The sequence below is a fragment of the Streptomyces sp. NPDC051567 genome, assembly GCF_044454165.1.
Lineage (GTDB): Bacteria > Actinomycetota > Actinomycetes > Streptomycetales > Streptomycetaceae > Streptomyces.
Genome location: NZ_JBITDK010000020.1, coordinates 48,315 through 71,131 on the forward strand (window position 1 = coordinate 48,315; position 22,817 = coordinate 71,131).

19 protein-coding genes are annotated in these 22,817 nt (G+C 74.2%); 9 read left to right on the forward strand and 10 right to left on the reverse strand.

Annotation, left to right across the window (positions count from 1 at the left end; all coding sequences use genetic code 11):
• Positions 1–64: 64 nt before the first annotated feature.
• The 4 genes from ACIA5F_RS21435 to ACIA5F_RS21450 all read right to left on the reverse strand — a co-directional run bounded on the left by ACIA5F_RS21435 (position 65) and on the right by ACIA5F_RS21450 (position 5,329).
• Complete coding sequence (locus ACIA5F_RS21435) at positions 65–685, reverse strand: TetR family transcriptional regulator (RefSeq protein ID WP_399355398.1); 621 nt, start codon at positions 683–685, stop codon at positions 65–67.
• An 18-nt stretch (positions 686–703) separates the two neighbouring features.
• The gene (locus ACIA5F_RS21440) at positions 704–1,999 is read right to left on the reverse strand and encodes a hypothetical protein (protein ID WP_399355274.1); all 1,296 of its coding nucleotides are present in this window, start codon (positions 1,997–1,999) and stop codon (positions 704–706) included.
• Positions 2,000–2,213: 214 nt separating this feature from the next.
• Positions 2,214–3,044, reverse strand: a complete 831-nt coding sequence (locus ACIA5F_RS21445) for a hypothetical protein (protein ID WP_399355275.1) — start codon at positions 3,042–3,044, stop codon at positions 2,214–2,216.
• Positions 3,045–3,172: 128 nt separating this feature from the next.
• Positions 3,173–5,329, reverse strand: a complete 2,157-nt coding sequence (locus ACIA5F_RS21450) for a right-handed parallel beta-helix repeat-containing protein (protein ID WP_399355277.1) — start codon at positions 5,327–5,329, stop codon at positions 3,173–3,175.
• Between the two features lie 292 nt (positions 5,330–5,621).
• On the opposite strand from ACIA5F_RS21450, the gene hmgA reads away from it, so the two are divergent.
• On the forward strand, positions 5,622–6,959 hold the full coding sequence (gene hmgA / locus ACIA5F_RS21455) for a homogentisate 1,2-dioxygenase (protein WP_399355279.1): 1,338 nt from the start codon (positions 5,622–5,624) through the stop codon (positions 6,957–6,959).
• A gap of 73 nt (positions 6,960–7,032) precedes the next feature.
• The gene (locus tag ACIA5F_RS21460) at positions 7,033–7,782 is read left to right on the forward strand and encodes a GntR family transcriptional regulator (RefSeq protein WP_399355281.1); all 750 of its coding nucleotides are present in this window, start codon (positions 7,033–7,035) and stop codon (positions 7,780–7,782) included.
• 100 nt (positions 7,783–7,882) lie between these two features.
• Here the strand turns inward: ACIA5F_RS21460 and ACIA5F_RS21465 are convergent, their stop codons facing one another.
• Positions 7,883–8,038: a hypothetical protein gene (locus tag ACIA5F_RS21465; protein ID WP_399355283.1), complete on the reverse strand. Its 156-nt coding sequence runs from the start codon at positions 8,036–8,038 to the stop codon at positions 7,883–7,885.
• 431 nt (positions 8,039–8,469) lie between these two features.
• Between ACIA5F_RS21465 and ACIA5F_RS21470 the strand changes: the two genes are divergently transcribed.
• Complete coding sequence (locus ACIA5F_RS21470; protein ID WP_399355285.1) at positions 8,470–9,624, forward strand: type ISP restriction/modification enzyme; 1,155 nt, start codon at positions 8,470–8,472, stop codon at positions 9,622–9,624.
• Positions 9,625–9,790: 166 nt separating this feature from the next.
• On the opposite strand, the gene ACIA5F_RS21475 is transcribed toward ACIA5F_RS21470, so the two are convergent.
• Complete coding sequence (locus ACIA5F_RS21475) at positions 9,791–10,060, reverse strand: hypothetical protein (protein ID WP_399355287.1); 270 nt, start codon at positions 10,058–10,060, stop codon at positions 9,791–9,793.
• A 270-nt stretch (positions 10,061–10,330) separates the two neighbouring features.
• Between ACIA5F_RS21475 and ACIA5F_RS21480 the strand changes: the two genes are divergently transcribed.
• Positions 10,331–11,446 (forward strand): protein kinase, encoded by a 1,116-nt coding sequence (locus tag ACIA5F_RS21480; protein WP_399355289.1) that lies wholly within the window; start codon positions 10,331–10,333, stop codon positions 11,444–11,446.
• A 103-nt stretch (positions 11,447–11,549) separates the two neighbouring features.
• Here the strand turns inward: ACIA5F_RS21480 and ACIA5F_RS21485 are convergent, their stop codons facing one another.
• The gene (locus ACIA5F_RS21485) at positions 11,550–12,362 is read right to left on the reverse strand and encodes an SGNH/GDSL hydrolase family protein (RefSeq protein WP_399355291.1); all 813 of its coding nucleotides are present in this window, start codon (positions 12,360–12,362) and stop codon (positions 11,550–11,552) included.
• A gap of 214 nt (positions 12,363–12,576) precedes the next feature.
• Between ACIA5F_RS21485 and ACIA5F_RS21490 the strand changes: the two genes are divergently transcribed.
• Positions 12,577–13,677 carry a DUF5925 domain-containing protein gene (locus tag ACIA5F_RS21490; RefSeq protein WP_399355293.1) on the forward strand — a complete coding sequence of 367 codons (1,101 nt, stop codon included), beginning with the start codon at positions 12,577–12,579 and terminating at the stop codon, positions 13,675–13,677.
• An 80-nt stretch (positions 13,678–13,757) separates the two neighbouring features.
• On the opposite strand, the gene ACIA5F_RS21495 is transcribed toward ACIA5F_RS21490, so the two are convergent.
• Complete coding sequence (locus ACIA5F_RS21495) at positions 13,758–14,144, reverse strand: GntR family transcriptional regulator (RefSeq protein WP_399355295.1); 387 nt, start codon at positions 14,142–14,144, stop codon at positions 13,758–13,760.
• A gap of 351 nt (positions 14,145–14,495) precedes the next feature.
• Between ACIA5F_RS21495 and ACIA5F_RS21500 the strand changes: the two genes are divergently transcribed.
• A complete protein-coding gene (locus tag ACIA5F_RS21500) occupies positions 14,496–15,581 on the forward strand; it encodes a lytic polysaccharide monooxygenase (RefSeq protein WP_399355297.1) in 1,086 nt (361 codons plus the stop codon).
• A gap of 65 nt (positions 15,582–15,646) precedes the next feature.
• Here the strand turns inward: ACIA5F_RS21500 and ACIA5F_RS21505 are convergent, their stop codons facing one another.
• A complete protein-coding gene (locus ACIA5F_RS21505; protein ID WP_399355299.1) occupies positions 15,647–16,504 on the reverse strand; it encodes an esterase/lipase family protein in 858 nt (285 codons plus the stop codon).
• A gap of 302 nt (positions 16,505–16,806) precedes the next feature.
• Between ACIA5F_RS21505 and ACIA5F_RS21510 the strand changes: the two genes are divergently transcribed.
• Positions 16,807–17,994: a DUF3533 domain-containing protein gene (locus ACIA5F_RS21510; protein ID WP_399355301.1), complete on the forward strand. Its 1,188-nt coding sequence runs from the start codon at positions 16,807–16,809 to the stop codon at positions 17,992–17,994.
• Positions 17,991–18,653, forward strand: a complete 663-nt coding sequence (locus tag ACIA5F_RS21515; RefSeq protein WP_399355303.1) for an acetate uptake transporter — start codon at positions 17,991–17,993, stop codon at positions 18,651–18,653. Before ACIA5F_RS21510 ends, ACIA5F_RS21515 begins: the two co-directional genes overlap by 4 nt.
• 126 nt (positions 18,654–18,779) lie before the next feature.
• On the opposite strand, the gene adhE is transcribed toward ACIA5F_RS21515, so the two are convergent.
• Entirely contained in the window at positions 18,780–21,428 is a 2,649-nt protein-coding gene (adhE, locus tag ACIA5F_RS21520; RefSeq protein WP_399355305.1) for a bifunctional acetaldehyde-CoA/alcohol dehydrogenase, read from the reverse strand.
• Positions 21,429–21,751: 323 nt separating this feature from the next.
• Between adhE and ACIA5F_RS21525 the strand changes: the two genes are divergently transcribed.
• On the forward strand, positions 21,752–22,651 hold the full coding sequence (locus tag ACIA5F_RS21525; RefSeq protein WP_399355307.1) for an alpha/beta fold hydrolase: 900 nt from the start codon (positions 21,752–21,754) through the stop codon (positions 22,649–22,651).
• The last annotated feature ends 166 nt before the right edge of the window (positions 22,652–22,817 follow it).

The window sequence follows — 22,817 nt, forward strand, 5'->3', positions numbered from 1 at the left end:
ACCGGGAGCGGGGCCAGAGGCGGGGACGGGGGCGGGGACACGGCCCGGAAGGCGGTCCAGGAGGTCAGTCCAGGACCCGGCCGAGGTAGGCGTGCATCATCGCGCGGGTCTCGTCGACGATGTCGCCGTCCCCGCCCGGATCGGCCCGGAAGGCCAGTTGGAGCAGCGCGTCGGTGGCCTCGACGGCGACCAGCACCGCCCGCGCCAGGGCGGCGTCGGGGACCAGCCCCAGGTGCCCGCAGAGCAGTTCGGTGAGCCGGGCCGCCACCAGGTGGTTGGGGTCGGCCGCAGGCCCCTCGGGCGGCGGGGCGGGCACCCCGAAGTCGACGAGCGCGAAGCCGGGCACGCTCCTCTTCATCGCCAGGTACTCGTCGAGCACCGCGTCCACGACGGGCCGCCAGCCGGTGGCCGGGAGCGCGGCGAGCCGGTCCGCGATGCCGTCGGCGTACCGGTCGAGGTTGCGGTGGGCGAGGGCCACGGCCATGGCCCGCTTGTTGCCGAAGAAGCGGTAGACCGAGCCGATCGGGACGCCGGCGCGCAGGGCGACGGAGCGGGTGCTGAGGTTCTCGTACCCGGTCTCGTCCAGGAGTTCGGCGCAGGCGTCGAGAATCCGGGCGAGCCGGTCGGCGCTGCGCTGCTGGACCGGCGTACGGCGCAGGGGCTGGGCGGGAGGCACGGGACCCATCATGCCGGGCCCGGTCCCTCAGCTCAGCAGGAGGCCGATCCCCCCGAGGGTGTACGTGATCATCAGCGCGAGCAGCGGCAGTTGCCCGGCCACCGCCTTCGCGGGCGGGAAGAGCCGCACGGAGCGGTCGTGGGCGGCGACGACACCGAGCACGTGGCCGGTGACGACGGCGACGACCTGGAGGGCGGCGAGGCCGCCGGGGCCCAGTGGTGGAGCGGGCGCGGGGGCGTTGTCAGTGCCGAATGCCATGCTTACTGTGCGTGGTCCTTCGGTCACCAGAAGGGAGAAGTAGTGGGCGATGAGATAGCCGAGCGCGATCGGCACGAGTGAGTGCGCGAAGGCGGTCAGCGGACGGGGGTGCGGGCCGCAGACGAGGCGGGTGGCCGCCGCGCAGAGGCAGTAGAGGGCGGCGACGAGGGCGACGGAACCGAGCAGTCCGAAGGTGGCCGTGGGGGTGCGGCCGAAGGGGGAGGTCTGTACGGCGTTGATCCAGGAAGGGCTGTCGGAGAAGCCGTCGTAGGCGGTGGAACCGAGCAGGACACAGACGGTGGCGACGAGTCCGGGCCGCTCGGGCGTCGCGTCGAGTCCGTGGAAGGGGTTACGGAGCACCAGGCGGCCGTCGCCGCGGCGGCCGAGGGGGGAGAGCGCGGCGAAGAGGGCGGAGTACACCTCGAAGGCGTCGCCCTCGTCGAACCATTGCTCGCCGAAGCGGGCGGCGAGCAGCAGGTGGGCGGCGGCGTAGGTGAGGAGAGCGGTCAGGAGGGTGGTGGTGGACGCGGGGTCGGGTGCGACGAGTTCGAGCCAGGTGAAGGCCAGCAGCCCTGCGGCGGCGGGCCATCGGCCCAGCCGGGCGGGAAGCGGTCGGCCCGGACCGTGGCGCCGCAGGACCGGGGAGAGGAGGCGGTACAGCGCGCGGAGCGGGTTGAGGAGGCGCCAGACGGGGCCGAGGAGGAGGGAGGCGGGGACGAGTCCGGCCCAGAGCAGGACGTAGACGGCGCCGGGAGCGGGGTTGCGCGCGGGGTCGTCGGGGCCGAGGAGCAGGCAGAGGAGGACGGCCGTCGCGGCGGCGAGGCCGAGCCCGCGCAGGACGGTACGGGTGGCCGGCGCGTCGGCCACCCGCTGGAGGGCGGCGGGCAGGGCGCGGCCGGAACGGTCCGCGCGGAAGCGGGAGGTGGACCAGAGCATGCCGAGGGCGAGGAAGGAGACGAACAGCGCGGCGAAGGCACCGGCGAAGGCGTAGAAGGGAGAGATCGGCAGGTCGTGCTGAGACCCGATCCCGTGCGCGAGCGCGGCGAACGGTTCGGCCGGACTCACCTCCGGCCCCCCGGGGCCGGGTGCGGGGCCGGGCGCGGGGCCGCCACCGGAGGCCACAGCGGGGTTGGGGCCGGGGTTGGGCTCGGGCCCGTGGTTGGGGACCCGTCATGGCCACGGCCCGACGCGCCGGAGGCAGGCCCGGACACCGGAGGCCGCACCGGGACCGAGGTTGGGACCGGGACCGAGGTTGGGGCTGTTGCCTCCGGTGTCGGGGTCATCGGACGAGGAGTTGGGTCAGGACGAGGCCGGATTCATGGGTCTCGACCTCGAAGAGACCGGAGCGGTCGGCCGTCAGGGTCAAGGTGACCTCCTGGCCCGCCCGCAGGGCGAGTTCCTTGTCGTACCCGTGGACGTGCAGGGTGTCCGCGCGGTCGCTGGTGACCCGCAGGGCGACGCGGTCGCCGCGCTTGAGCTCGGTGCGGCCGGGGGCGGGGGTGACCTTGCCGTCCCGGACGGTGAGGGTGACGGTCCGGTCCGCCTGCGGCTCGGGGGCGGGCCGGGGCCCGGGGGACGACGACGCGGCGTCGCCGTGGCTGTGGCCGCCCGTCCGGCCGGGGGCGCCGGCGGTCAGCCGGGTCTCGCCCTCGACCGGCCGGCCGGAGACCGCCCAGGCGGTGTGGTCGTCCGCGTGGAGACGGACGGTCAGCATGTGCGGGCCCTCGGGTACCTGCGCGGCGGGCAGGTGGAACCAGGGGCCGTACAGCCGGGCGATCTTCCGGCCGTCGAGCTCCAGGTGGGCGTGCCCGGCGCCGGGCAGGGCGGCCCCACCGGTGCTGTCCGGGGTGAAGCGGAAGTTCTCCACCGCCAGCTGGAGGTTCCAGCCGTCCTCGGCGTCCGGGCGGGCGGCGATCCGCACCTGCGGCGCGCCCTCGGCCGGGACCTCGCGGAGCCGGTGGCCGGCGCCGTCGTCGGCGGCGAGCAGGGTACCGACGCTGCCGGTCGCCTGCTCGTGGCTGGTACCGGGCTTGTGGTGGGTGGTGGCCCGCCCGCCGCAGCCCGCCGACGCGCCACCGGCCAGGAGCAGGACGAGGAAGAGCGGGGCCACGGCCCGGACGGCCCTGCGGGGCCGGGGAGACAGACGGGGAGACAGGAAGGGGGTCAGGAGGGGAGACAGAGGTGAGGACGAAGGATGGGACGGAAGAGACGGAAAGGACGGAAGGACGGGGGGTCGTGTCATGAGGTGCCGCCGGAGGAAGGCCCCGCCCCGGGGGCGGCCGGAACCTCGGCCGGGCCGAAGGGGCCGGTCGGGGGCCCGGGGCGGGCCGGGCTGTCGTCCTCGGTGCCGCCCTCGGTGCGGCCCTCGGCGGTGTCCGGGGTGGTGGGGCGGGCCGAGGCGACGGCCGCCCAGAGCACCCACAGGACGGTCGGCAGCAGCCGGGTCCAGGCGGGGCTCAGCGGGGTCCACGGGATCATCAGGACCGCCTTGTCGAAGGCGTCCAGCAGGGTGAGCCCGGCCAGCAGCAGGGTCAGCCGGGCCAGCCAGGGACGGGTGGCGCGCAGGGCCACGCCGACGCCCGCCCACCACAGGCCGAGCAGCAGGAGGGCGCACGCGGGAACGGGGGTGGCCGTCAGCGGCACCGTCGAGCCGGCCACGTCCAGGGCCAGACCCGCCAGCCCCAGGACGGAGGCCGCCGTGCCCAGGCGGGAGGTGCGCAGACGACGCCACCACAGGACGCCGCCGACCAGGAGCAGGACCCCCGCCACGGCCGCCGCGGCCTGGGTCTCCACCCGCTCCGGGCCGCTGGCGCCGTACCAGTCGCAGCCGGCCGGGAGCCTGCGGGCCTGGACGTTGTAGTCCGCGCAGACCAGCAGCTGGGCGAGTTTGACCGGTTCGCCCACCAGACGGGCCGATCCGCCGCTGAGCGTGCCGCGTTCCTCGCCGCACTGCGGCAGGGTGCCCGGGGTCGAGCCGGCCGGGCCGTCCTGCCAGCAGTTGCCCCGGCCCTGGCCGTCCCACCACACGTCCGTGGCGTTCGGACGGACGGCGCCGGACGGGTCCTTGCCCATGACGTTGTCCGCGTACCGGTTGTGGTGGGAGGTGTCGGCCTGCTTCGACCACCTCTCCTCGCCCCGGATGAAGGCCGGGACCGCGCTCAGGAAGAACCCGGCCCGCCGGTGGCCGTACACCCAGTTGCCCTCGTACAGGTTCCAGTTGCCGCCCGCGGTGATGATGCCGGTCCCCGGTGGCATGGAGATCTGCGGGCAGACGACGCCCTGCTCGTAGCCGCGTTCGATCGGCGGCTTGGCGCAGGTGCCGTCGGCGACGTACTTGTAGTAGTCCTGGTTGTTGTCGTGGATGAGGTTGCGTTCGAACTTGGCGTGGTTCTGCGGGAGTCCGGGGTGGCCGGGGAAGGCGCTGTCCATGGAGGCGCCGCCCATGTTGTGGTCGAACTCGTTGTCGTGCACCCACACCGAGTCGCCCGCGGTGCCGGAGTAGCCGACCATGTTGTGGTGGCTGCGGCAGCCGGTGATCTCGATGGAGTAGCGGGGGACGTCGTAGCCCCGGCCGTTGTTGATGTCGGAGGCGCTGCCGGGATAGATGCCGGAGTCGCCGTTCCCGTAGGACTCGCAGTTCTTGTAGAGCCCGTGGTCACTGGCGAAGGTCAGGAAGCCGTACTCGTCGTTCCAGCGGGTCAGCACGTCGTCGATGACGAAGCCGTCGCCCGCCAGGACGTACAGCGCGTTGAAGGTGGTGCGCTGGGCGGTGAAGTTGCGGAAGTAGACGCCGTCGGACGCGTCGGCCCGGATGGCGTTCAGCTTCTGGTACTTGGCGTCGACGACCACGTCCAGCCGTGAGGCGCCCGTGCCCTCGATCTGGAGGCCGGTCTTGCCGAGGATCGCGACGAGGTTCTGGTTGTGCGGGCAGCGCGCCTGCTGCTCGTACGACAGGATCTGGTAGCCGAGCGAGGACCGGGGCGCCTCCAGCGCGGCGCACTCGCCCGTCGGCTGCGGGAGCGAGGGCTCCTCCTCGTACAGGCCGGGCAGGATCGCGATGTTCATCCCGGGCCGGTCGACGGCGTCGACGGCCTCCTGGAGGTGGCGGTAGCCGCTCTTCTCGCACCGCTCGTAGAGGGTGAGGTTGCGCTGCCTGAGCCCCTCCGGGAAACCGGCGGTCCGGCGTTCGAAGGCGGGCCGGTCGGTCTTGCAGACCAGCAGGTCGGGCTCGGCCGCACGGTACTCCGGGACGGTTCCGGAGCCGTCGGGGAGGGTGACGGGGCGCTCCTCGTGCGCGCGGGCGGCGGGCGCGGCGACGAGGAGGGACAGGAGGGCGAGGAGGGCGGCGAGGAGCACCACCGGTACGGCGGCAGGGAACCTGCGGGTCCACGGCATGCGCGAGAGAGTAGAGCAATGTTCATCTTTTCGGACCCCTCGTGCACGGATCTGTCCGACCGGTGCACGGATCTGTCCGGCTGGGGAGCGGATCTGTCCGGCCCGGGTGGGCGACTCCGCCCACCGGCCGGACCCCGGTGTCGCCCGGACCCCGGTTCTGCCCGCACTGCGGGCTTCCGTACGGGCGGCTGCGCCGCGCGAATCGACCAGGAGGCCGGGGGCCACCGTTGACGTGCGGGCCACAGAATCCTACTGTCAACCATAGGATTCCTACGACAGAGCGGGAGCAGCCATGAGCGAGCAGGACGGCAGCGAGCAGGCCCGGAAGACGGCCGGGGCACTGGAGTACCTCACCGGCTTCGGGAACGAGCACAGCTCGGAGGCCGTCCCGGGCGCCCTGCCGATCGGCCGGAACTCGCCCCAGCGCGCGCCCCTCGGCCTCTACGCCGAGCAGCTCAGCGGCAGCGCGTTCACCGAGCCGCGCGCCCACAACCGGCGCTCCTGGCTCTACCGCATCCGTCCCTCGGCCGCGCACCCGCCCTTCACCCGGACCGGCAACGGGAACCTGCGCACCGGGCCCTTCGCCGAGGCCCCCGCGGACCCCAACCGGCTGCGCTGGAACCCGCTGCCCGACCCGGCCCCCGGCACCGACTTCCTGTCCGGTCTCTGGACGCTCGGCGGCAACGGCGACGCGGCCCGGCGCACCGGCATGGCCGTCCACCTCTACGCCGCCAACGCCCCGATGACCGACCGGGTGTTCAGCGACTCCGACGGCGAGCTGCTGATCGTCCCCGAGCGCGGCGGACTGCTCCTGCACACCGAGTTCGGCCTGCTCGGGGCCGGTCCCGGTGAGGTGGCCCTCGTCCCGCGCGGTGTCCGCTTCCGCGTCGAGCTGCTCGACGGCGACGCCCGCGGCTACGTCTGCGAGAACTACGGCCGCCCCTTCGAGCTGCCCTACCTCGGCCCGATCGGCGCCAACGGCCTCGCCGCCGCACGGGACTTCCGGGCCCCGGTGGCCGCGTACGAGGACGGCGAGCGCCCCACCGAGGTGGTCAACAAGTTCTGCGGCAACCTCTGGTCGGCCACCTACGACCACTCCCCGCTCGACGTCGTCGCCTGGCACGGCAACCACGTCCCGTACGTCTACGACCTGCACCGCTTCAATGTCCTGGGCTCCCTCAGCTACGACCACCCGGACCCGTCGATCTTCACCGTCCTGACCTCGCCCTCCGACACCCCGGGCCTGGCGGGCGTGGACTTCGTGGTCTTCGCCCCGCGCTGGCTCGTCGGCGAGGACACCTTCCGGCCGCCGTACTTCCACCGCAACGTGATGAGCGAGTACATGGGCCTGATCGAGGGGGCGTACGACGCCAAGACCGCGGGCCCGGGAGGGTTCGTCCCCGGTGGCGGCTCGCTGCACAACATGATGTCCGCGCACGGCCCGGACCGGGAGACCTTCGACAAGGCGAGCGCCGCCGAGCTGAAACCGCAGAAGATCAAGGACGGCCTGGCCTTCATGTTCGAGACCCGGTGGCCGATCATCGCCACCGCCCAGGCGGCGGAGGCCGGACATCTCCAGCACGGGTACGACGACGTGTGGCAGGGTCTCCAGCGCCACTTCCGCGCCTGAGGTCCCCCACCGGACCTCTCACCGGACCTCTCACCGGACCTCTCGCCGAACCCCGCCGTACGGAGAAACCCCCGTGACCGCCTTCGCCCCCGATTCGCTGGTACTGAACCGGAAGCTGCCGCTCTGGTACCAGGTGTCCCAGTCGTTGCGCGCCTCCATACTCGGGCGCACCCCGGACTCCTCGCTGCGCCTGCCCACCGAGGAGCGGCTCGCCGAGCACTACGGGGTGAGCGTGCTGACCATGCGGCAGGCGCTCAAGGAGCTGGAGACGGAGGGGCTGATCAGCCGGCACCGGCGCCGGGGCACCTTCATCGAACCGGGGGCGCTGCGCGGGGCCCCGGTCCGGCTGCTGGGTTCGGTCGACGCGATCGTGGCCCAGCAGTCGGGCGACCGTACGGAGATCCTCGGCCATGAGCGGACACCCGTGTCCGGGGAGCTGCTGGAGCACTTCCCGGACACGGCCGAGGTGGTCACGTACCGCAGGCTTCGCCTGGACCGGGAGAGCGGCGAGCCCACCAACTGGGCGGAGAACGCCGTCCGCCCGGAACTCGCCGAAGCGGTGCAACTGGCCGATCTCGAACGCTGGCCGATGACCAAGGTGCTGCGGGACATCGCGGGGGTCCGCATCAGCCGGATCACGGACACGGTCGAGGCCCGGCTGGCCGACCCGGCGACGGCCGAGCTGCTCCAGGTCCCGCTGCTGAGCCCGATCCTGCACTACACGGGCGTGACGTACGACGAGGAGGGCCGGGTGGTGGACGTGGCGCGCATCCGGTACCGGGGCGACCGGTTCTCGTTCACGGTGACGGTCGACGCCCACTGAGCCGCCCCCGGCCCCGACCCCGGGCCCGGCGTGCCACCGGGCCGCCGTCGACCACCGGGCCGACCGGGTCCGGCCGAAGTGACCGCCCGGAACCGGACGGTCACTTCTCGTCGTCCTCCGCGGTGCGTTCGCCCTCCGCCTGCGACGGCGTGGTCCGGGTCGTCTGCGGGTGCCGCTGCTCGCGCGGGTCCCGGTCCTCCTCCAGGCGCTCGCCCTCGGCCTGCGACGGGGTCGAGTATTCGTCGTACTGGCTCATGGCCGCCTCCTCGTCGGAACACGCGGGTCCGGCACGCGCCCACCCGGCGCACGGGCACCCCGTACCCCGCATGTGCGGATACACCGAGCCTATCGCTTCGGCCGGTGAACGGCCCGGCCTCCCGGCACCCGCACCACCTCCGGCCCGCACCCCCTGTATCCCCCGGCATCCGGCCCGCGACCGCCTCCGTACGACCTAGTGCTGTGACCGGAAAGGTTTGCCGGTAGGCCCGCGGCGTCCGGTGCGACTGCGTTCGCTGCGCTCACTTCGTCTCGGCTCTTGCCTTGATCCTTCGGATGCCGAGCGCATCGCAAGGCGGAGGGTCACGGCTTGTACTGGACGTACTTGCGTGGTCCGACAACGCGGCGAGGCGCCGTGCCGGGCGTCGAGGGCCGGTGAACCTTTCCGGTCACAGCACTAGCATCGGCGCCGTGAGCGACGACGTACCGCTGCTGGACGATCTGATGCCCTGGGCCGTGGGCGGGCTGCGCCTGGGGCGGGAGTGGGTGGCCGCGCCCGACCCGGGGAGCCTGCGGGCCCGCTGGGCGGCCCTGGCCGGCGCCGAAGGGGCGGAGCAGGAGCGGCTGTTCCGCCCGAGCCGGAGCCGGACGCCCACCGCCGGGGCGGCGGCCCTGCCGGGGCAGCGCGCGGGCACCGCCCGGTTCGCCGACGCGCCCGGGGAGTTCCCCGAGCCCGTACGGGTGCTCCGCGAGCCCTTCGACGAGCAGTGGCTCCTCCCCGACCAGCGGCTCATCGACACGGCCCGCCCGGAGCTGTGGCGGGTCCGGGACGCGCACCAGCTGTTCGCCGTCGAGGTCCCGGAGCTGCTGGTGACCGCCCACCTCCCGGCCGGGCGGCTCGGGCGGGTCCGCCCCCTGTACCGCAGGCCGGGCGGCGCGGAGCCGAACCTCGCGCCCGGCCTGTGCTCCCTGCTCGGCGCGCGCCTCGGCGGCCGGGTCACCCCCGAGGACGTGCTGTGCTGGGCCCTCGCGGCGGGCCGCCCGGGGCCGCGCGGGTACGAGGTCCCGCTCGCCGCCGATCCGGGGTGCTGGCGGGCCGGGCTGGAGCTGGGCCGCCGGCTGCTCGCCGTCCAGCTGCGCGGGGGCCGTGGCGGTGAACCGCCCCGGCTGCCCGCCGGGCGCCGCCCGTACGTCCGCTCGGCGGTCCGGTCCTGGCCGCGGGGGCTCTCGTACGACGCCCCGGGCGAGAGCCTGGGGCTCGGGGACGGGAGCCTCTCCCCCGTCCCGGCCTGCGCCCGGGAGTACGAGGTGCGGGGCGTGCGGGTGCTGGACGCCTGGTTCGCCGCGCGGGTCGCCCACCGCGCGGCGGGGGTCGAGGGGCTGGCGGCGCTGGGTCCGGCCGGGTGGCCGCAGAGCTGGACCTCGGAGTTGTCCGCGCTGGTCACGACCCTGGCGCTGCTGGCCGCCCTGGCCCCGGAACGGGCCGCGTTCGCGCCGGGCCCGCCGCTGTCCGCCACGGCGCTGCGCGCCGCCGGGGTGCTGCCGCCGCCGCGCCGGGCCCGGCGCCCGGCCTCGGTGCTGGACCACCCCGAGGAGGGTCCGGGAGGGCAGTTCGCCCTGCTGTGAGCGGCGGGACCCCCGCCGGGTCCCGCCGCCGCCGGCCGGAACGCCGGACGGCGCCGCACCGGGGTGGGGTGCGGCGCCGGGACGGGTGTCGCGCAGGTCCGGGGAGCCGGGTGAGCCGGACGAGGACGAACGGCGGTGCAACGGTGGGAACGGTGGAACCGGGCAGTTACGAACGGCGGCTGCCGAAGAGCGTGCGACGCAGACGGCGCAGCGGCGCGAAGAGCGCGACGCGCGCGCCCCGGCTCCGCTGGCGGTGCGTGTGGTCGCGAGAGGTGAGCTCGCGCATCAGCAGGGTCGCCTCGGCGGTCTCGCGGTGCGGGACGGCAGGTCCGCCCAGCACGGCGAGATGGCGGTCGAGGCGCGAGCTGGTCGCGCTGCTGCCGCAGGTGATGGCAGGCACGCGGGGCGGCCTGCTGCGCATTGCTATCTGTTCCATGTCTCTCCCCACCCGTACGAGGGCACCCGGCCCGGGCAGGGTAACCCTATCGCCCCCGCGTCGGGCCCCGGTATCCCGGCGGCTCGAATGGTCCGTGCGGCAACCGGGAGTTGACGGCTGCCCGACGGAGCCTCCCCTCACTCCGCGTGCCGCAGGGCCGGGTTCGGGGCATCGTGCCACAAGTCCCGCCACGGAAGGGGCCAGTTGGCGCGAGCTGCGCTAACTTGAAGTGATCACCTGGTGACACATGGACACACGCAGGGGGCGCACATGAGTGGGAACGTGGGTGACGAGGGTGCGGAACCGGGCACCGATCGTGTCATCTCCGGCCGGTACCGGCTGCTGACGCCGCTGGGCCGGGGCCGTACGGGAACCGTGTGGCGGGCGCGGGACGAGGTGCTGGCCCGCGAGGTCGCCGTCAAGGAGGTGCGGGCGCCGGCCGGGCTGGACACGGCGGGCGCCCAGCGGCTGTACCGGCGGCTGGAGCGGGACGCGTGGGCGGCGGCCCGGGTCTCGCACCGCGGGATCGTCGCCGTCTACGACGTGGCCTCCGAGGACGGGCGGCCCTGGATCGTGACGGAGCTGGTGCGCGGGCTCTCGCTGGCCGACGTCCTGGGGTCCGGGGGGCCGATGGACCCGCAGCGCGCCGCGCACCTCGGGGAGCAGGTACTGGCCGCGCTGCGCTCCGCGCACGGGTCGGGGGTGCTGCACCGGGACGTCAGGCCCGGCAACGTGCTGATCGCCAACGACGGCCGGGTGGTGCTGAGCGACTTCGGGGGCGGGGGCCCGGAGGACTTCCCGGAGGACTCCCCGGAGCCCGTCGCGGCGGCCGGTTCCCCCGAGTTCCTGGCACCGGAGCGGGTCCCGGGGCGCGAGCCGGGGCCGGAGTCGGACCTGTGGTCGCTCGGGGTGATGCTGTACGCGGCCGTCGAGGGGGTCCAGCCGTTCCTGCGGGAGACCCCGGCGGCCACCTTGCGGGCGGTGGTGGAGGAGGAGGCGCCGCCGCCGCGCCGGGCCGGGCCGCTGGCCCCCGTCCTGGAAGGGCTGCTGCGCAAGGACCCGGCCGAGCGGCTCTCCGCGCCGGAGGCGGCCCGGATGCTGCGGGTGGTGGGCGCGGGCGGGACCGTACGGCCTCCCGGCGGGCCGGTGGCGGAGCCGGACACCCCGACGGCCACCGCGCACCACCACGACCACGGCCATGACCGTGACCGTGACGACGACGGCCACGCGCCGCAGGGCGGCGGGCCCTACGGGGTGCCCGCGGCCCCGGCGGAGGGGTCCGCACCCGGGTCGGGGCGGGAGGGGCGGGCCGGGCTGCTGCTGGCCGCCGGGGTCGCGGTGATCCTGCTGGCGCTGGCCGCGCTGGGCTGGCTGGTGCTGCGCTGACGCCGGGGGCGGGGCCCGGGGGGGCGGGGCCCGGGGGGGCGGGGCCTGCTCCCCCGGTGTCACCGTCCCGCCGGGTCCGGCGGGACGGTGTCCCGGGCGGCGCTCAGGCCGCGTTGGTGAGGACCGGCAGGTAACCACCGGACTGCCCGGCGGCGGTGGGGTGGTACGACTCGCCGATGTCGAGCCAGTTGACGCTGTGCAGCCACGCGCTGCCGGAGCAGATCTCGTGGCCGGTGAAGGCCGCGGCGACCCCGGCGAAGGCGAAGCCGTGGTCGGCGGCGCGCTTGGCGACGGCGGCGTTGAGGTGGTCGGCGGCGCCGTTGATGGCGGCGCGCTCGCCCTCGGTCAGCCCGGTGACGCAGGTGCCGTTCAGCTTGTAGAAGCGGGGGTAGCCGAGGACGACCACCCGGGCCTGGGGCGAGCGGCTCGCGATGGCGTTGTAGACCTGGTCGAGCTGGCCGGGGAGGGTGGCGTCCACGTACGCCCTGGCCTGGTTGACGCGTCCGACGCAGGTGGACTCGGACTGGAGCACACAGGTCGTCATCACGTCCGAGAAACCGGCGTCGTTGCCGCCGACGGTGATGCTGACGAGGTCGGTCCCGGTGTTGAGCGCGCCGAGCTGGCCGGAAAGGACGTCACCCGTACGAGCGCCCGAGCAGGCGGCGAAGGAGAAGGTCTTCGGGGCGTGCGCGGCGGCCCACAGGGCCGGGTAGGCGCGGCTGGTGCGTTTGCAGGCGCCGCTGGCGCTGTCGTAGTTGCCGGCGCCGACGCCGGAGGAGTACGAGTCGCCGAGGGCGACGTAGCCGAAGTCGGCCCGTTCCGAGGCCGCGGCCTGGCCCGCGCCGAACAGGGCGGCGCCCGCTGCCAGCAGCAGGGAGGTGGTCAGGGCGGCGAGGCGCGACAGCTTCTTGCTCATGTGTGCGGCTCCTTGTGGGGGGTTGCTCCTTCTTCCGTAGTACAACGAGCCGCGGTTATCTGGAAGTGTTCATGCCAAGAATGTTCGGGGTGGGGCCAGTGTCCGGATCTTCACCCCCCGAGGCGTTTCGGAACGGCAACCCTTGCGGGAAACCGGCACCCGTTCCGTCAGAACCGGGGTGCGTGGGGCCACTTCGTGCCGGATCATGGACGCCATGCCAGCCAACCCGTATGACGCGCTGCCGATCCGGCTCAACGTCGACGACAGCGACTCCCCGTCGGACGTCGTCGACGCGCTGTTCCTCGGCCGGTTCGCCTCCGGCGAGCAGCCGTACTCGCGGAGCGTGACGATCGAACGGGTGAAGGCCGAGGCCACCCTCCTGCCGCCCGGGGCCAGCGTGCTGCGCGCGGCGCGCGACAGCGACCGCAGTGCCACGCTCGCCGAGGGCGAGGGCTGGACCGTGCTCGTCTCCCGGTGGAGCCGGGGCGCGGACGTCACGGTGACGGCGGTCAGCGACCTCCTGGCCTCCAGCGTGCTCGGCGAGGCCACGGACGGGGCGCAGGACGAGCCCGAACCGCAGCCGGAGAACGTCACGATGGGCTTCTGGTACGTCTCCCCGCGCCGGGGCCCGTACCGCACGACCCGGCAGATCGCCGCGGGCACCTGGGCCGAGGTGCGGCCCAACTACACGGCGCCGGTGGCCGGGGCGATGGACCGGCTGATGAAGGTGACGCCCGACGACATCGCGGGCCGGCTGCTCCTGCTGCACGGCCCGCCGGGCACCGGCAAGACCTCCGCGCTGCGCACGCTGGCCCGGTCCTGGCGGGACTGGTGCCAGGTGGACTGCGTCCTCGACCCGGAGCGGCTCTTCAACGACGTCGGCTACCTGATGGACATCGCGATCGGCGAGGACGAGGGCACGTCGAAGGGCCGCTGGCGGCTGCTGCTGCTGGAGGACTGCGACGAGCTGATCCGCGGCGAGGCCCGCCACACGGCCGGGCAGGCGCTGTCGCGGCTGCTGAACCTGACGGACGGTCTGCTGGGCCAGGGCCGCAACGTCCTGGTCGGGGTGACCACCAACGAGGACCTCGAACGGCTCCACCCCGCGGTGGTCCGGCCGGGCCGCTGCCTGGCCCGGATCGAGGTCGGCCGGCTGACCCACCGGGAGGCGGTGGAGTGGCTCGGCACGGACGAGGGCGTCCCCCGCGAGGGCGCCACCCTGGCCGAGCTCTTCGCCCTGCGCCGCGGCACGACGGGCCCCGCGGCCCTGCTGCCCCCGCAGGGGCACGACGCGGAGGCCGGACTGTACCTGTAGGCCCCGCCCGGTCCGCGGCGGCGGCCCCGCCCGGACCCGCCCGCCCGCCCGGCGGTGAGGGCGCGTCAGCCGGTGTCGCGTCAGGCGGTGTAGCGGGCCCGGAGGGCGTCGGCGGCGGTGGCCGTGGCCGCCTCCAGGGAGAGTCCGAGCCGGTGGACGCGTTCCGCGTACGACTGGGCCGCGGCGGCGGCCTCCCGCGCGGACGTGTCGCCCGGGGCCGCGACGAACGTCCCGTTGCGGCCCCGCGTCTCGATCACCCCGTCCGCCTCCAGCGCCCGGTACGCCTTGGCGACCGTGTTGGCCGCGAGCCCGAGCTCCTGCGCGAGGCCCCGTACCGTCGGCAGCTTGAAGCCGGCCGGCAGCCTGCCCGACCGGGCCCGGCCGGAGATCTGCGCGCGCAACTGTTCGTACGGGGCGGGCGAACCGGCCGATCCGTCGAGGGTGATCTTCAGGGATGTCGGGGTCACGCGGGCGATTCTCCCCCATCACCGGGCGCCCCGGGGCGCCGGACGCGAAGCGGCGCGAAGCGGGGACGGCCCCGGACCCGCCGACGGTCCGGGCACGGACGGCGGCCGGCCGCGAGGCGGCGGGCACGGACCGGCCGGGGCGGCGCCGGCTCTTCCTGTGGGCCCGCTTAGCGCCTCCTTAAAAGGAGCCTAAGGATGACCGGCGCGGCCCCGGACCCGGCGGAACCGGGGGGCCGGGGGGCTAGCTTGGCGGGGCCGGGGAGAGCCGGGGGCGGCGCCGTCCGTACGGGAGGCGCCGTCCCCGGCTCGTTCCGCCGGCACACCCCGTCCCCGTCCGAAGGAGATCCACCCATGCCCGCACGCAGGACCCGCACCGCGACCCGTATCGCCGTCGCCGGCCTCGTCCCGCTCGCGGTGGCCGCGTACGCCACGGCTCCGGCCGCCGCCCACGGGTCGATGACGGACCCGGTCAGCCGGGTGGCGGCGTGCTACGCGGAGGGGCCGGAGGCCCCGAGGTCGGCGGCGTGCAAGGCCGCCGTGGCGGCCGGCGGGGTGCAGGCGCTCTACGACTGGAACGCGGTCAACATCGCCGACGCGGGCGGCCGGAGCCGGTCCCTGATCCCGGACGGGCAGCTGTGCTCGGCGGGCAACGCCAAGTACAAGGGCCTGGACCTGGCCCGCGCCGACTGGCCCGCGAGCCCGATGACGGCGGGCGCGCACACCTTCCGCTACCGGGGAACCGCCCCCCACCGGGGCTCCTTCGAGCTGTACATGACGAAGGACGGGTACGACCCGACGAAGCCGCTGAAGTGGTCCGACCTGGAGGCCGCGCCCTTCGCCAAGGCCACCGACCCGGGCATGCGGGGCGGCGAGTACGTCTTCTCCGCCACCGTCCCGAAGAAGTCCGGCCGCCACCTGGTCTACAGCGTCTGGCAGCGCTCGGACAGCCCGGAAGCCTTCTACACCTGCTCGGACGTGGTCTTCGGCAAGGACGGCGGGACCACGGCGGGCGGCGGTACGGGCACCACCCCCACGCCCACCCCCGGCACCGGCACCGCGCCCGCCCCGAAGCCCAGCGGCGGGACCACGGGCGGCACCGGCGGGACCGGTGGGACGCCCACCCCCGGCACCGGCGGGGACGGCCCGCGCCCCCAGGCCCCGACGGACCAGCAGATCTCGGACGGCTCGGGCAAGTCCTCCGTGGAGCACGACGGCCACGGGGACAACGACCCGAGGACGAACGGCAAGGCCGGCGCCGTACCGGTCGCCGCGCACTCCCCGTCACCGGCCGCCGGGGCCGCGGACCTCGCGGAGACCGGCGGCAGCGGAGCCACCCCGGTGATCGCCGCCGTCGGGGCCGCGACCCTGGCCGTCGGCGCGGCCGTCCTCTTCGGCATGGCCCGCCGCCGCACACCGGCGGACCGCGACGGCCGCTGAACCCGGTGGGCCCGGCCCGGCCGTGACCCCTCCCGCGGCCGGGCCGCGGACGGACCGCCCGCGCGTCAGTCGAGGACCGACGCGCAGGTGGTCCGTTCGGCGTTGGCCGGGTCGAGGGCGTTGAGCGCCTCGTGCCAGGCGATGCGGTCGGTGACCCCGATGGCCACGTGCTCGGAGAGGGCCAGCGGACACAGGTCCTGGAGCACGACGTTGCGCACGCCCGGCCCGTCGAGGAACTGGCTGCGGTACGGGGTGACCACCTGGTCGTAGCGGGTCGCGATCACGGTGTACTTCACCCCGGGCACGGTGTCCCCGCCCTGGTTGAGCCGGGTGAGGAAGGCGGAGCCCGCGATCTGGTCGGCGAGGGCGGGTGTCGCGGTGGTGAGGAGGTCCTCGGCGCCGGGGAAGTACGGGAGCAGCCCGGCGAGCCCGTGCAGGGTGGTCCCGTGGTTGTCGGGGGCGAGCCCGATCAGCGACTCGACCTTGGCGGCGCCGCCGAGGAACTTCAGGTAGTGGCGCGGCATCATGCCGCCCTGCGAGTGGCCGATGATGTCGGTCCTGGCCGATCCGGTGGCGGCGAGGACCTTGTCGACGAAGACGGCGAGCTGGGCGGCGGACCTGTCGACGGGGCCGAGTCCGTGGAGGAGCGGCACGCCGGGGAGCTGCCCGTAGTCGAGCGAGTAGACGCAGTACCCGCGCCGGACCAGGTACGGGGCGAGGCCCAGCCAGTTGTCGACGGAGTTCCCGAAGGTGCCGTGCACGAGCACGACGGGCCGGGGGTGGGCGGCGGAGGGCTTGCAGGACCAGTTGTTCCAGCCGCTGCCGGGCGCCGGGGCGGCCTGTGCGGCGCCGGTCGGGGCGGTCAGCGCGGCGGCGAGGGTGAGGACGGCCAGCGGGCGGAGCAGGCGTCGCCAGGGCAGCATCGTGTGATCTCCTTGCGGTTCGAGGGGAGGGGCGCGGGGTGGCGCGTCGACGTGTCGGTGCGTTGGTGTGTCGACGTGTTGGTGTGTCGACGTGTCGGTGCGGGGCCGTCCCGTGATCCGGATCACCGGGGCGCTGCTGCCGTCAAGTTACGGGCGAGTAGTGGAACGCGGAAGTTACGCGTCGGTAAAAACTGGTGCGGCGCCCGGCGCACCCGTCCGCGGGGCGCCCGCACACCGTCCACCGGTCACCCGTTCGGCTCTCCCCTGCTGCGGCCCGCCCCCGGCGCGCCGAGCGTGGGGGCATGACCCAGACCACCGACGCAGGCCCGTCCGGCGGCTTCCTCGCCGAGATCAAGGACGCCGTGACCACCCGCGCAGCCCTGCTGGTCCTGGGGGTGCTGGCGCTCCAGCTCGCCTTCATCACCTCGTACATCGGGGCCTTCCACCACCCCGGACCGCACGAGATCCCGCTCGCGGTGGCCGCTCCCGCCCCGGGGATCGCGGAGCGGACCGCGCGGCTCCTCGGCGATCTGCCCGGCAGCCCGCTCGACCCGCGCGCGGTCGCGGACGAGGCCACGGCAGTCGGCCAGGTCAGGAACCGGGACGTGGACGGCGCGCTGATCGTCGACCCGGCCGGTACGACGGACCAGCTGCTGGTCGCCGGAGGCGCCGGGACCTCGCTCGCGCAGGCCGTCGAGGAGGTCGTCGTGCTGGCCGAGGCGGGCCAGGGGCGCGCCGTCCGGATCGTGGACGTGGCTCCGGCGGCGGCGGGCGACGCGCGCGGGCTGAGCTCCTTCTACCTGGTCGTCGGCTGGTGCGTGGGCGGTTACCTGTGCGCCGCGATCCTCGCGATCAGCGCGGGCGCGCGGCCCGCGAACACGCACCGCGCCGTCATCCGGCTCGGCGCGCTGCTCGCGTACGCGGTCGTCGCCGGGCTGCTCGGCGCGGTGATCGCGGGCCCGGTGCTGGACGCGCTGCCCGGCAGCGTCCCGGCCCTGTGGGGGCTCGGCGCGCTGGTGGTCCTCGCGGTCGGCGCGATCACCCTGGCCTTCCAGGGGCTGGCGGGCGTGGTCGGCATCGGCCTGGCGATCCTGCTGGTGGTGGTCCTCGGCAACCCGAGCGCGGGCGGCGCCTACCCGTACCCGCTGCTGCCGCCGTTCTGGAGCGCCGTCGGCCCGGCCCTGCCGCCGGGCGCGGGGACGTACGCCGCGCGCTCCATCGCGTACTTCCGGGGCAACGGCGTGACCGGTCCGCTGCTGGTGCTGGCCGCCTGGGCGGTGGGCGGCGCGGTGGTCACCCTGGTCTGCTCGATGCTGCGCAGGGGGCGGCCGGGGCCCGCGGTGGGCAGCGGGCTCGATGCCGACCCGCCCTCCCCGGACCCGTACTCCCCCGGCACGCCGTCCCCGGGCGGGCCGTCCGCGGCCGGGCCGTCCGCGGCCGGGCCGTCCGCCGCCGGGCCGTCCCTCGGTGGAGAGGCGGCCGGGCGATGAACAGCCCCGTCCCGCGCAACCGTCAGGGCCCGGCCGCGCAGGCCGTGTCCGTCAAGCGGATGGAACCCAGCGCCCAGGCGCAGCTCGGCGCGCTCGGCCTCACCGGGTTCATCGTGGTCACCGTCCTCGCCACCGGGATCGACGCGGGCGTCCTCCCCGAGCGGCCGGGCCACGCGGTGCTGCCGGTGGTCGGCTTCTTCATCGGCGGTCTCGCCCAGCTCCTGGCCGGGCTCTTCCAGGCCCAGCGCGGCGACACCTGGCACGCCACGGTCTTCGGCGGCTTCGGGCTCTTCTGGATGGCCAAGGCGTGCCTGCTCCAGTGGGTGCTGCCGGCCACCGCCCCGGAGCTGCGCGGGGAGGTGAACGGGCTGTTCACGCTGCCCTGGGTGTTCGTGGTCTTCGTGCTGTGGATCGGCAGCTGGCGCATCCACCTGGTGCTGCTCTCCACCTTCAGCTGTGTCCTCGTCGTCTTCGTCGCCATGACGGTCACCGGCTTCACCGGGTCGCAGACCTGGAACCGGGTCACGGGCTGGAGCGGCCTGCTGGCCGCCCTCGGGGCGACGTACCTGCTCGCCGGGCAGATCCTGGCCGGCACCTGGGGCCGTCAGGTGCTCCCGATGGGCCGTTTCCTGGCCCCCGAGGAACAGCCGGAGGCCTGACGTCTGCCCCGTCCGGCCGGGCGCGGGCGCGCGCGTCAGGCCCGCCCGGGACGCCGTGTCCCGGGCGGGCCTGACGCGCTCTCCGTCCTCCGCCCTCCGTGTGCCGGGGCGGGGCGGGGCCGCCCGCTACTTCTTCGCGGCCTTCGCGGCCTCCGCCGCCCGGCCGGCCGGGGCGCCCTCGGCGTTGCCGTAGTACGCCTGCCGCATGAGCTGCTGCATGTCGTCGATCATCGGCATCCGCGGGTTGGCGGGGGCGCACTGGTCGGCGTACGCGTTCATGGCCTGGGCCGGGAGGGCCTCGACGAAGGCCCGCTCGTCCACGCCCTCCTCGGCGAAGGAGGCCGGGATGCCGCACTTGGCGCGCAGCTCCTCGACGGCCCTGGCGTAGGACTCGACGCCCTCGGCCGGGGTGGCGGCCGGCAGGCCCAGCAGCTTCGCGATCTCCTGGAACCGCTCCGGGGCCCGGTAGACCTCGGCCTTCGGCCACGGGGTGGCCTTGTGCGAGACCGTGCCGTTGTGACGGATCACGTGGGGCAGGAGCAGCGCGTTGGTGCGGCCGTGGGCGACGTGGAAGGTGTTGCCCAGGGTGTGCGCCATGGCGTGGACCAGGCCGAGGAAGGCGTTGGCGAAGGCCATGCCCGCGACCGTCGAGGCGTTGTGCATCCTCTCGCGGGCCTCGGGGTCGTTCGGGCCGTCCACGACGCATCGTTCGAGGTTCTCGAAGATCAGCTTGACGGCCTGGAGGCAGAGGCCGTCGGTGTAGTCGTTGGAGTAGGCGGAGACGTACGCCTCGGTGGCGTGCGTCAGGGCGTCGAAGCCGGAGTCCGCGGTCACGGTGGCCGGCAGGCCCATCGGCAGGACCGGGTCGACGATGGCGACGTCGGGGGTCAGCGCGTAGTCGGCGAGCGGGTACTTCTGGGCCACCGCCGGGTCGGAGATGACGGCGAAGGGGGTGACCTCGGAGCCGGTGCCCGAGGTGGTCGGGATGGCGACCATCTTGGCCTTGCCGCCCAGCGAGGGGAACTTGTAGGCGCGCTTGCGGATGTCGAAGAACTTCTCCTTGGTGTCCCCGAACTCCACCTCCGGGCGCTCGTACATCAGCCACATGATCTTCGCGGCGTCCATCGGCGAGCCGCCGCCGAGGCCGATGATCGTGTCGGGCTCGAAGTCGCGCATCATCGCGGCGCCGGCCCGGACGGTGGACAGCTCCGGGTTGGGCTCGACGTTGTCGATGACCTGGACGGCGACAAAACCCTCGCGGGCCTGGAGGATGTCGGTGACCTTCTGCACGAAGCCGAGGGCGACCATGGTCTTGTCGGTGACGATCGAGACGCGGCTGATGCCCTCCATCTCACCGAGGTAGCGGATGGAGTTGCGCTCGAAGTAGATCTTCGGCGGGACCTTGAACCACTGCATGTTGTTGCTCCGCCGTCCGATCCGCTTGATGTTGATCAGGTTGACCGCGGTGACGTTGTTCGACACCGAGTTGTGGCCGTACGAGCCGCAGCCGAGGGTCAGCGAGGGCAGGAAGGCGTTGTAGACGTCGCCGATGCCGCCGAAGGTGGAGGGCGCGTTGGCGATGACGCGGACGGCCTTGACCTTGCGGCCGAACTCCTCGACGAGCGCCTCGTCCTCGGCGTGGACGGCGGCGCTGTGGCCCAGTCCGTGGAACTCGACCATCGCGGCGGCCAGTTCCAGGCCGTGCTCGGTGTCGGACGCCTTGAGGGCGGCCAGGACGGGCGAGAGCTTCTCGCGGGTCAGCGGTTCGGCGTCGCCGACCTCGTTGCACTCGGCGAGCAGGACGGAGGTGCCGTCCGGGACGGTGAAGCCGGCCTGCTCGGCGATCCACTGCGGGGACTTGCCGACGACCGCCGGGTTCAGCTTGCCTCCGGCGCAGTCGGTGGCGTAGGCCGTCGTGCCGAAGACGAACTGCTCCAGCTTGGTCTTCTCGGCGGCGGTGACCACGTGGGCGCCGAGCCGCTCGAACTCGGCGATGCCCTTCTCGTAGATCTCCTGGTCCAGGATCACGGCCTGTTCGGAGGCGCAGATCATGCCGTTGTCGAACGCCTTGGAGAGCACGATGTCGTGGACCGCGCGGCCCAGCTTGGCGCTCCGGTGGACATAGGCCGGGACGTTGCCCGCGCCGACGCCCAGGGCCGGCTTGCCGCAGGAGTAGGCGGCCTTGACCATGGCGTTGCCGCCGGTGGCGAGGATGGTGGAGACGCCCGGGTGGTTCATGAGGGCGCCGGTGGCCTCCATGGAGGGGGCGCTCACCCACTGGACGCAGTTCTCGGGGGCGCCCGCGGCGACGGCGGCGTCGCGCACGATGCGGGCGGCCTCGGCGGAGCAGTTCTGCGCGGAGGGGTGGAAGGCGAAGACGATCGGGTTGCGGGTCTTCAGCGCGATCAGCGCCTTGAAGATCGTCGTGGAGGTCGGGTTGGTGACCGGGGTCATCGCGCAGACCACGCCGACGGGCTCGGCGATCTCGGTGATGCCGTTGATCTCGTCGCGGCGGATGACGCCCGCGGTCTTCAGGCCGCGCATCGAGTTCACGACGTGCTCGCAGGCGAAGAGGTTCTTGACCGCCTTGTCCTCGAAGATCCCGCGGCCGGTCTCCTGGACGGCGAGTTCGGCGAGGTCGCCGTGGCGGCTCAGCGCCGCCAGGGACGCCTTCTTGACGATGTGGTCGACCTGCTCCTGGGTGAACGTCTCGAACCGGTCGAGCGCCTTGAGCGCGCCCTGGACCAGTCCGTCCACCATCTCGTTGGCCTCCATGGCAGGAACTCCTTAGCTGTCGACCCGGCGTCCGAACCGGTGAATCGTTTCTCTGATGCCTCAATTCGACACCCGAAAAGGGGTGCGACGGGGCCGAAAAAGCCCTCACCCGGTGGGACGAAAGGCTGTTCACCACCGTTCACAGGCCCCCCATCAGCCCATGTGACCTGGGCATATTCCAGGGGACCAAAGACCCGCGTGCGCTTGTGAAAGCTTTCACAAGACATGGGGGCGAGTGCGCCCTGTCGCACGCCTTCCCCCCGCACGCACAATCTCCGTGACGACTCGCAGCGACGACCCGCACGGCCGTGAGGGAGGGGTCCATGGGCCACCAGGTCCGCACCGCGGACGGACGCGCGCTGACGGTGGAGCGCTGGGGCGACCCGGAGGGCAGGCCGGTCCTCCTCCTCCACGGCACCCCCGGCAGCCGCCTGGGCCCGGCCCCCCGCGGCATGGTCCTCTACCAGCGCCGGATGCAGCTCATCGCCTACGACCGGCCCGGCTACGGCGGCTCCGACCGGCACCCGGGCCGCACCGTCGCCGACGTGGCCCAGGACGTGGCCGCCGTCGCCGACGCCCTGGGCCTGGACACCTTCGCCGTGGCCGGCCGCTCCGGCGGCGCCGCGGGCGCCCTGGCCTGCGCCGCCCTGCTCCCGGACCGGGTCACCCGGACGGCGGCCATGGTGGGCCTGGCCCCCCGGGACGCGGAGGACCTGGACTGGTTCGCGGGCATGGCCGCCTCGAACGTACGGGAGTACACCGCCGCCTCCGCCGACCCCGAGGGGCTCGCGGCCCGGCTGATCCCCCGCGCCGACGGCATCCGCCGGGACCCCGGACGGCTCCTGGACGAGCTGCGCCGGGAGCTGACCGACAACGACCGCATGATCGTCTCGGACGCCGGTCTACGGGCGATGCTGCTGCGGAACTACCGCGAGGGGCTGCGCACCTCGGCGTACGGCTGGATCGACGACGCCCTCGCCTTCAGCCGCCCCTGGGGCTTCGACCCCGCCCTGATCCGCTGCCCGGTGCTGATCTGGCACGGGGAACTCGACGTGTTCTCCCCCGTGGGCCACTCCCGCTGGCTGGCCCGCCGCATCCCGGGCGCCACCACCACCATCGAACCCGCCGCCGCGCACTTCGCCGCCCTGCGCGCGCTGCCCGACGTACTGAACTGGCTGCTGCGGGAGACACCCGTGGCGGCGGCCGGGCAGCGGTCCGCCTGACCGGCGCGCCGGGCGCCCGGCGGCACGCGCGGCGGCACGCCCGTTACCGGTGCCGGGCGCCCGGCAGAGGAATGGATCTTGCTGTCCGGCGGGCGGCCGAATGCGGACGGCAAGGGAAAGGACCGGGCCTTTCTGGAGCGCTCGGCCACTTTCCCTAGAACGCTTG

What these genes read in the sequence shown, in the direction of transcription:
- ACIA5F_RS21435 (WP_399355398.1), bottom strand. Translation starts at nt 685, where the DNA reads ATGGGTCCCGTGCCTCCCGCCCAGCCCCTGCGCCGTACGCCGGTCCAG.
- ACIA5F_RS21450 (WP_399355277.1), bottom strand. Translation starts at nt 5,329, where the DNA reads ATGCCGTGGACCCGCAGGTTCCCTGCCGCCGTACCGGTGGTGCTCCTC.
- hmgA (WP_399355279.1), top strand. Translation starts at nt 5,622, where the DNA reads ATGAGCGAGCAGGACGGCAGCGAGCAGGCCCGGAAGACGGCCGGGGCA.
- ACIA5F_RS21465 (WP_399355283.1), bottom strand. Translation starts at nt 8,038, where the DNA reads ATGAGCCAGTACGACGAATACTCGACCCCGTCGCAGGCCGAGGGCGAG.
- ACIA5F_RS21475 (WP_399355287.1), bottom strand. Translation starts at nt 10,060, where the DNA reads ATGGAACAGATAGCAATGCGCAGCAGGCCGCCCCGCGTGCCTGCCATC.
- ACIA5F_RS21480 (WP_399355289.1), top strand. Translation starts at nt 10,331, where the DNA reads ATGAGTGGGAACGTGGGTGACGAGGGTGCGGAACCGGGCACCGATCGT.
- ACIA5F_RS21485 (WP_399355291.1), bottom strand. Translation starts at nt 12,362, where the DNA reads ATGAGCAAGAAGCTGTCGCGCCTCGCCGCCCTGACCACCTCCCTGCTG.
- ACIA5F_RS21490 (WP_399355293.1), top strand. Translation starts at nt 12,577, where the DNA reads ATGCCAGCCAACCCGTATGACGCGCTGCCGATCCGGCTCAACGTCGAC.
- ACIA5F_RS21500 (WP_399355297.1), top strand. Translation starts at nt 14,496, where the DNA reads ATGCCCGCACGCAGGACCCGCACCGCGACCCGTATCGCCGTCGCCGGC.
- ACIA5F_RS21505 (WP_399355299.1), bottom strand. Translation starts at nt 16,504, where the DNA reads ATGCTGCCCTGGCGACGCCTGCTCCGCCCGCTGGCCGTCCTCACCCTC.
- ACIA5F_RS21510 (WP_399355301.1), top strand. Translation starts at nt 16,807, where the DNA reads ATGACCCAGACCACCGACGCAGGCCCGTCCGGCGGCTTCCTCGCCGAG.
- ACIA5F_RS21515 (WP_399355303.1), top strand. Translation starts at nt 17,991, where the DNA reads ATGAACAGCCCCGTCCCGCGCAACCGTCAGGGCCCGGCCGCGCAGGCC.
- adhE (WP_399355305.1), bottom strand. Translation starts at nt 21,428, where the DNA reads ATGGAGGCCAACGAGATGGTGGACGGACTGGTCCAGGGCGCGCTCAAG.
- ACIA5F_RS21525 (WP_399355307.1), top strand. Translation starts at nt 21,752, where the DNA reads ATGGGCCACCAGGTCCGCACCGCGGACGGACGCGCGCTGACGGTGGAG.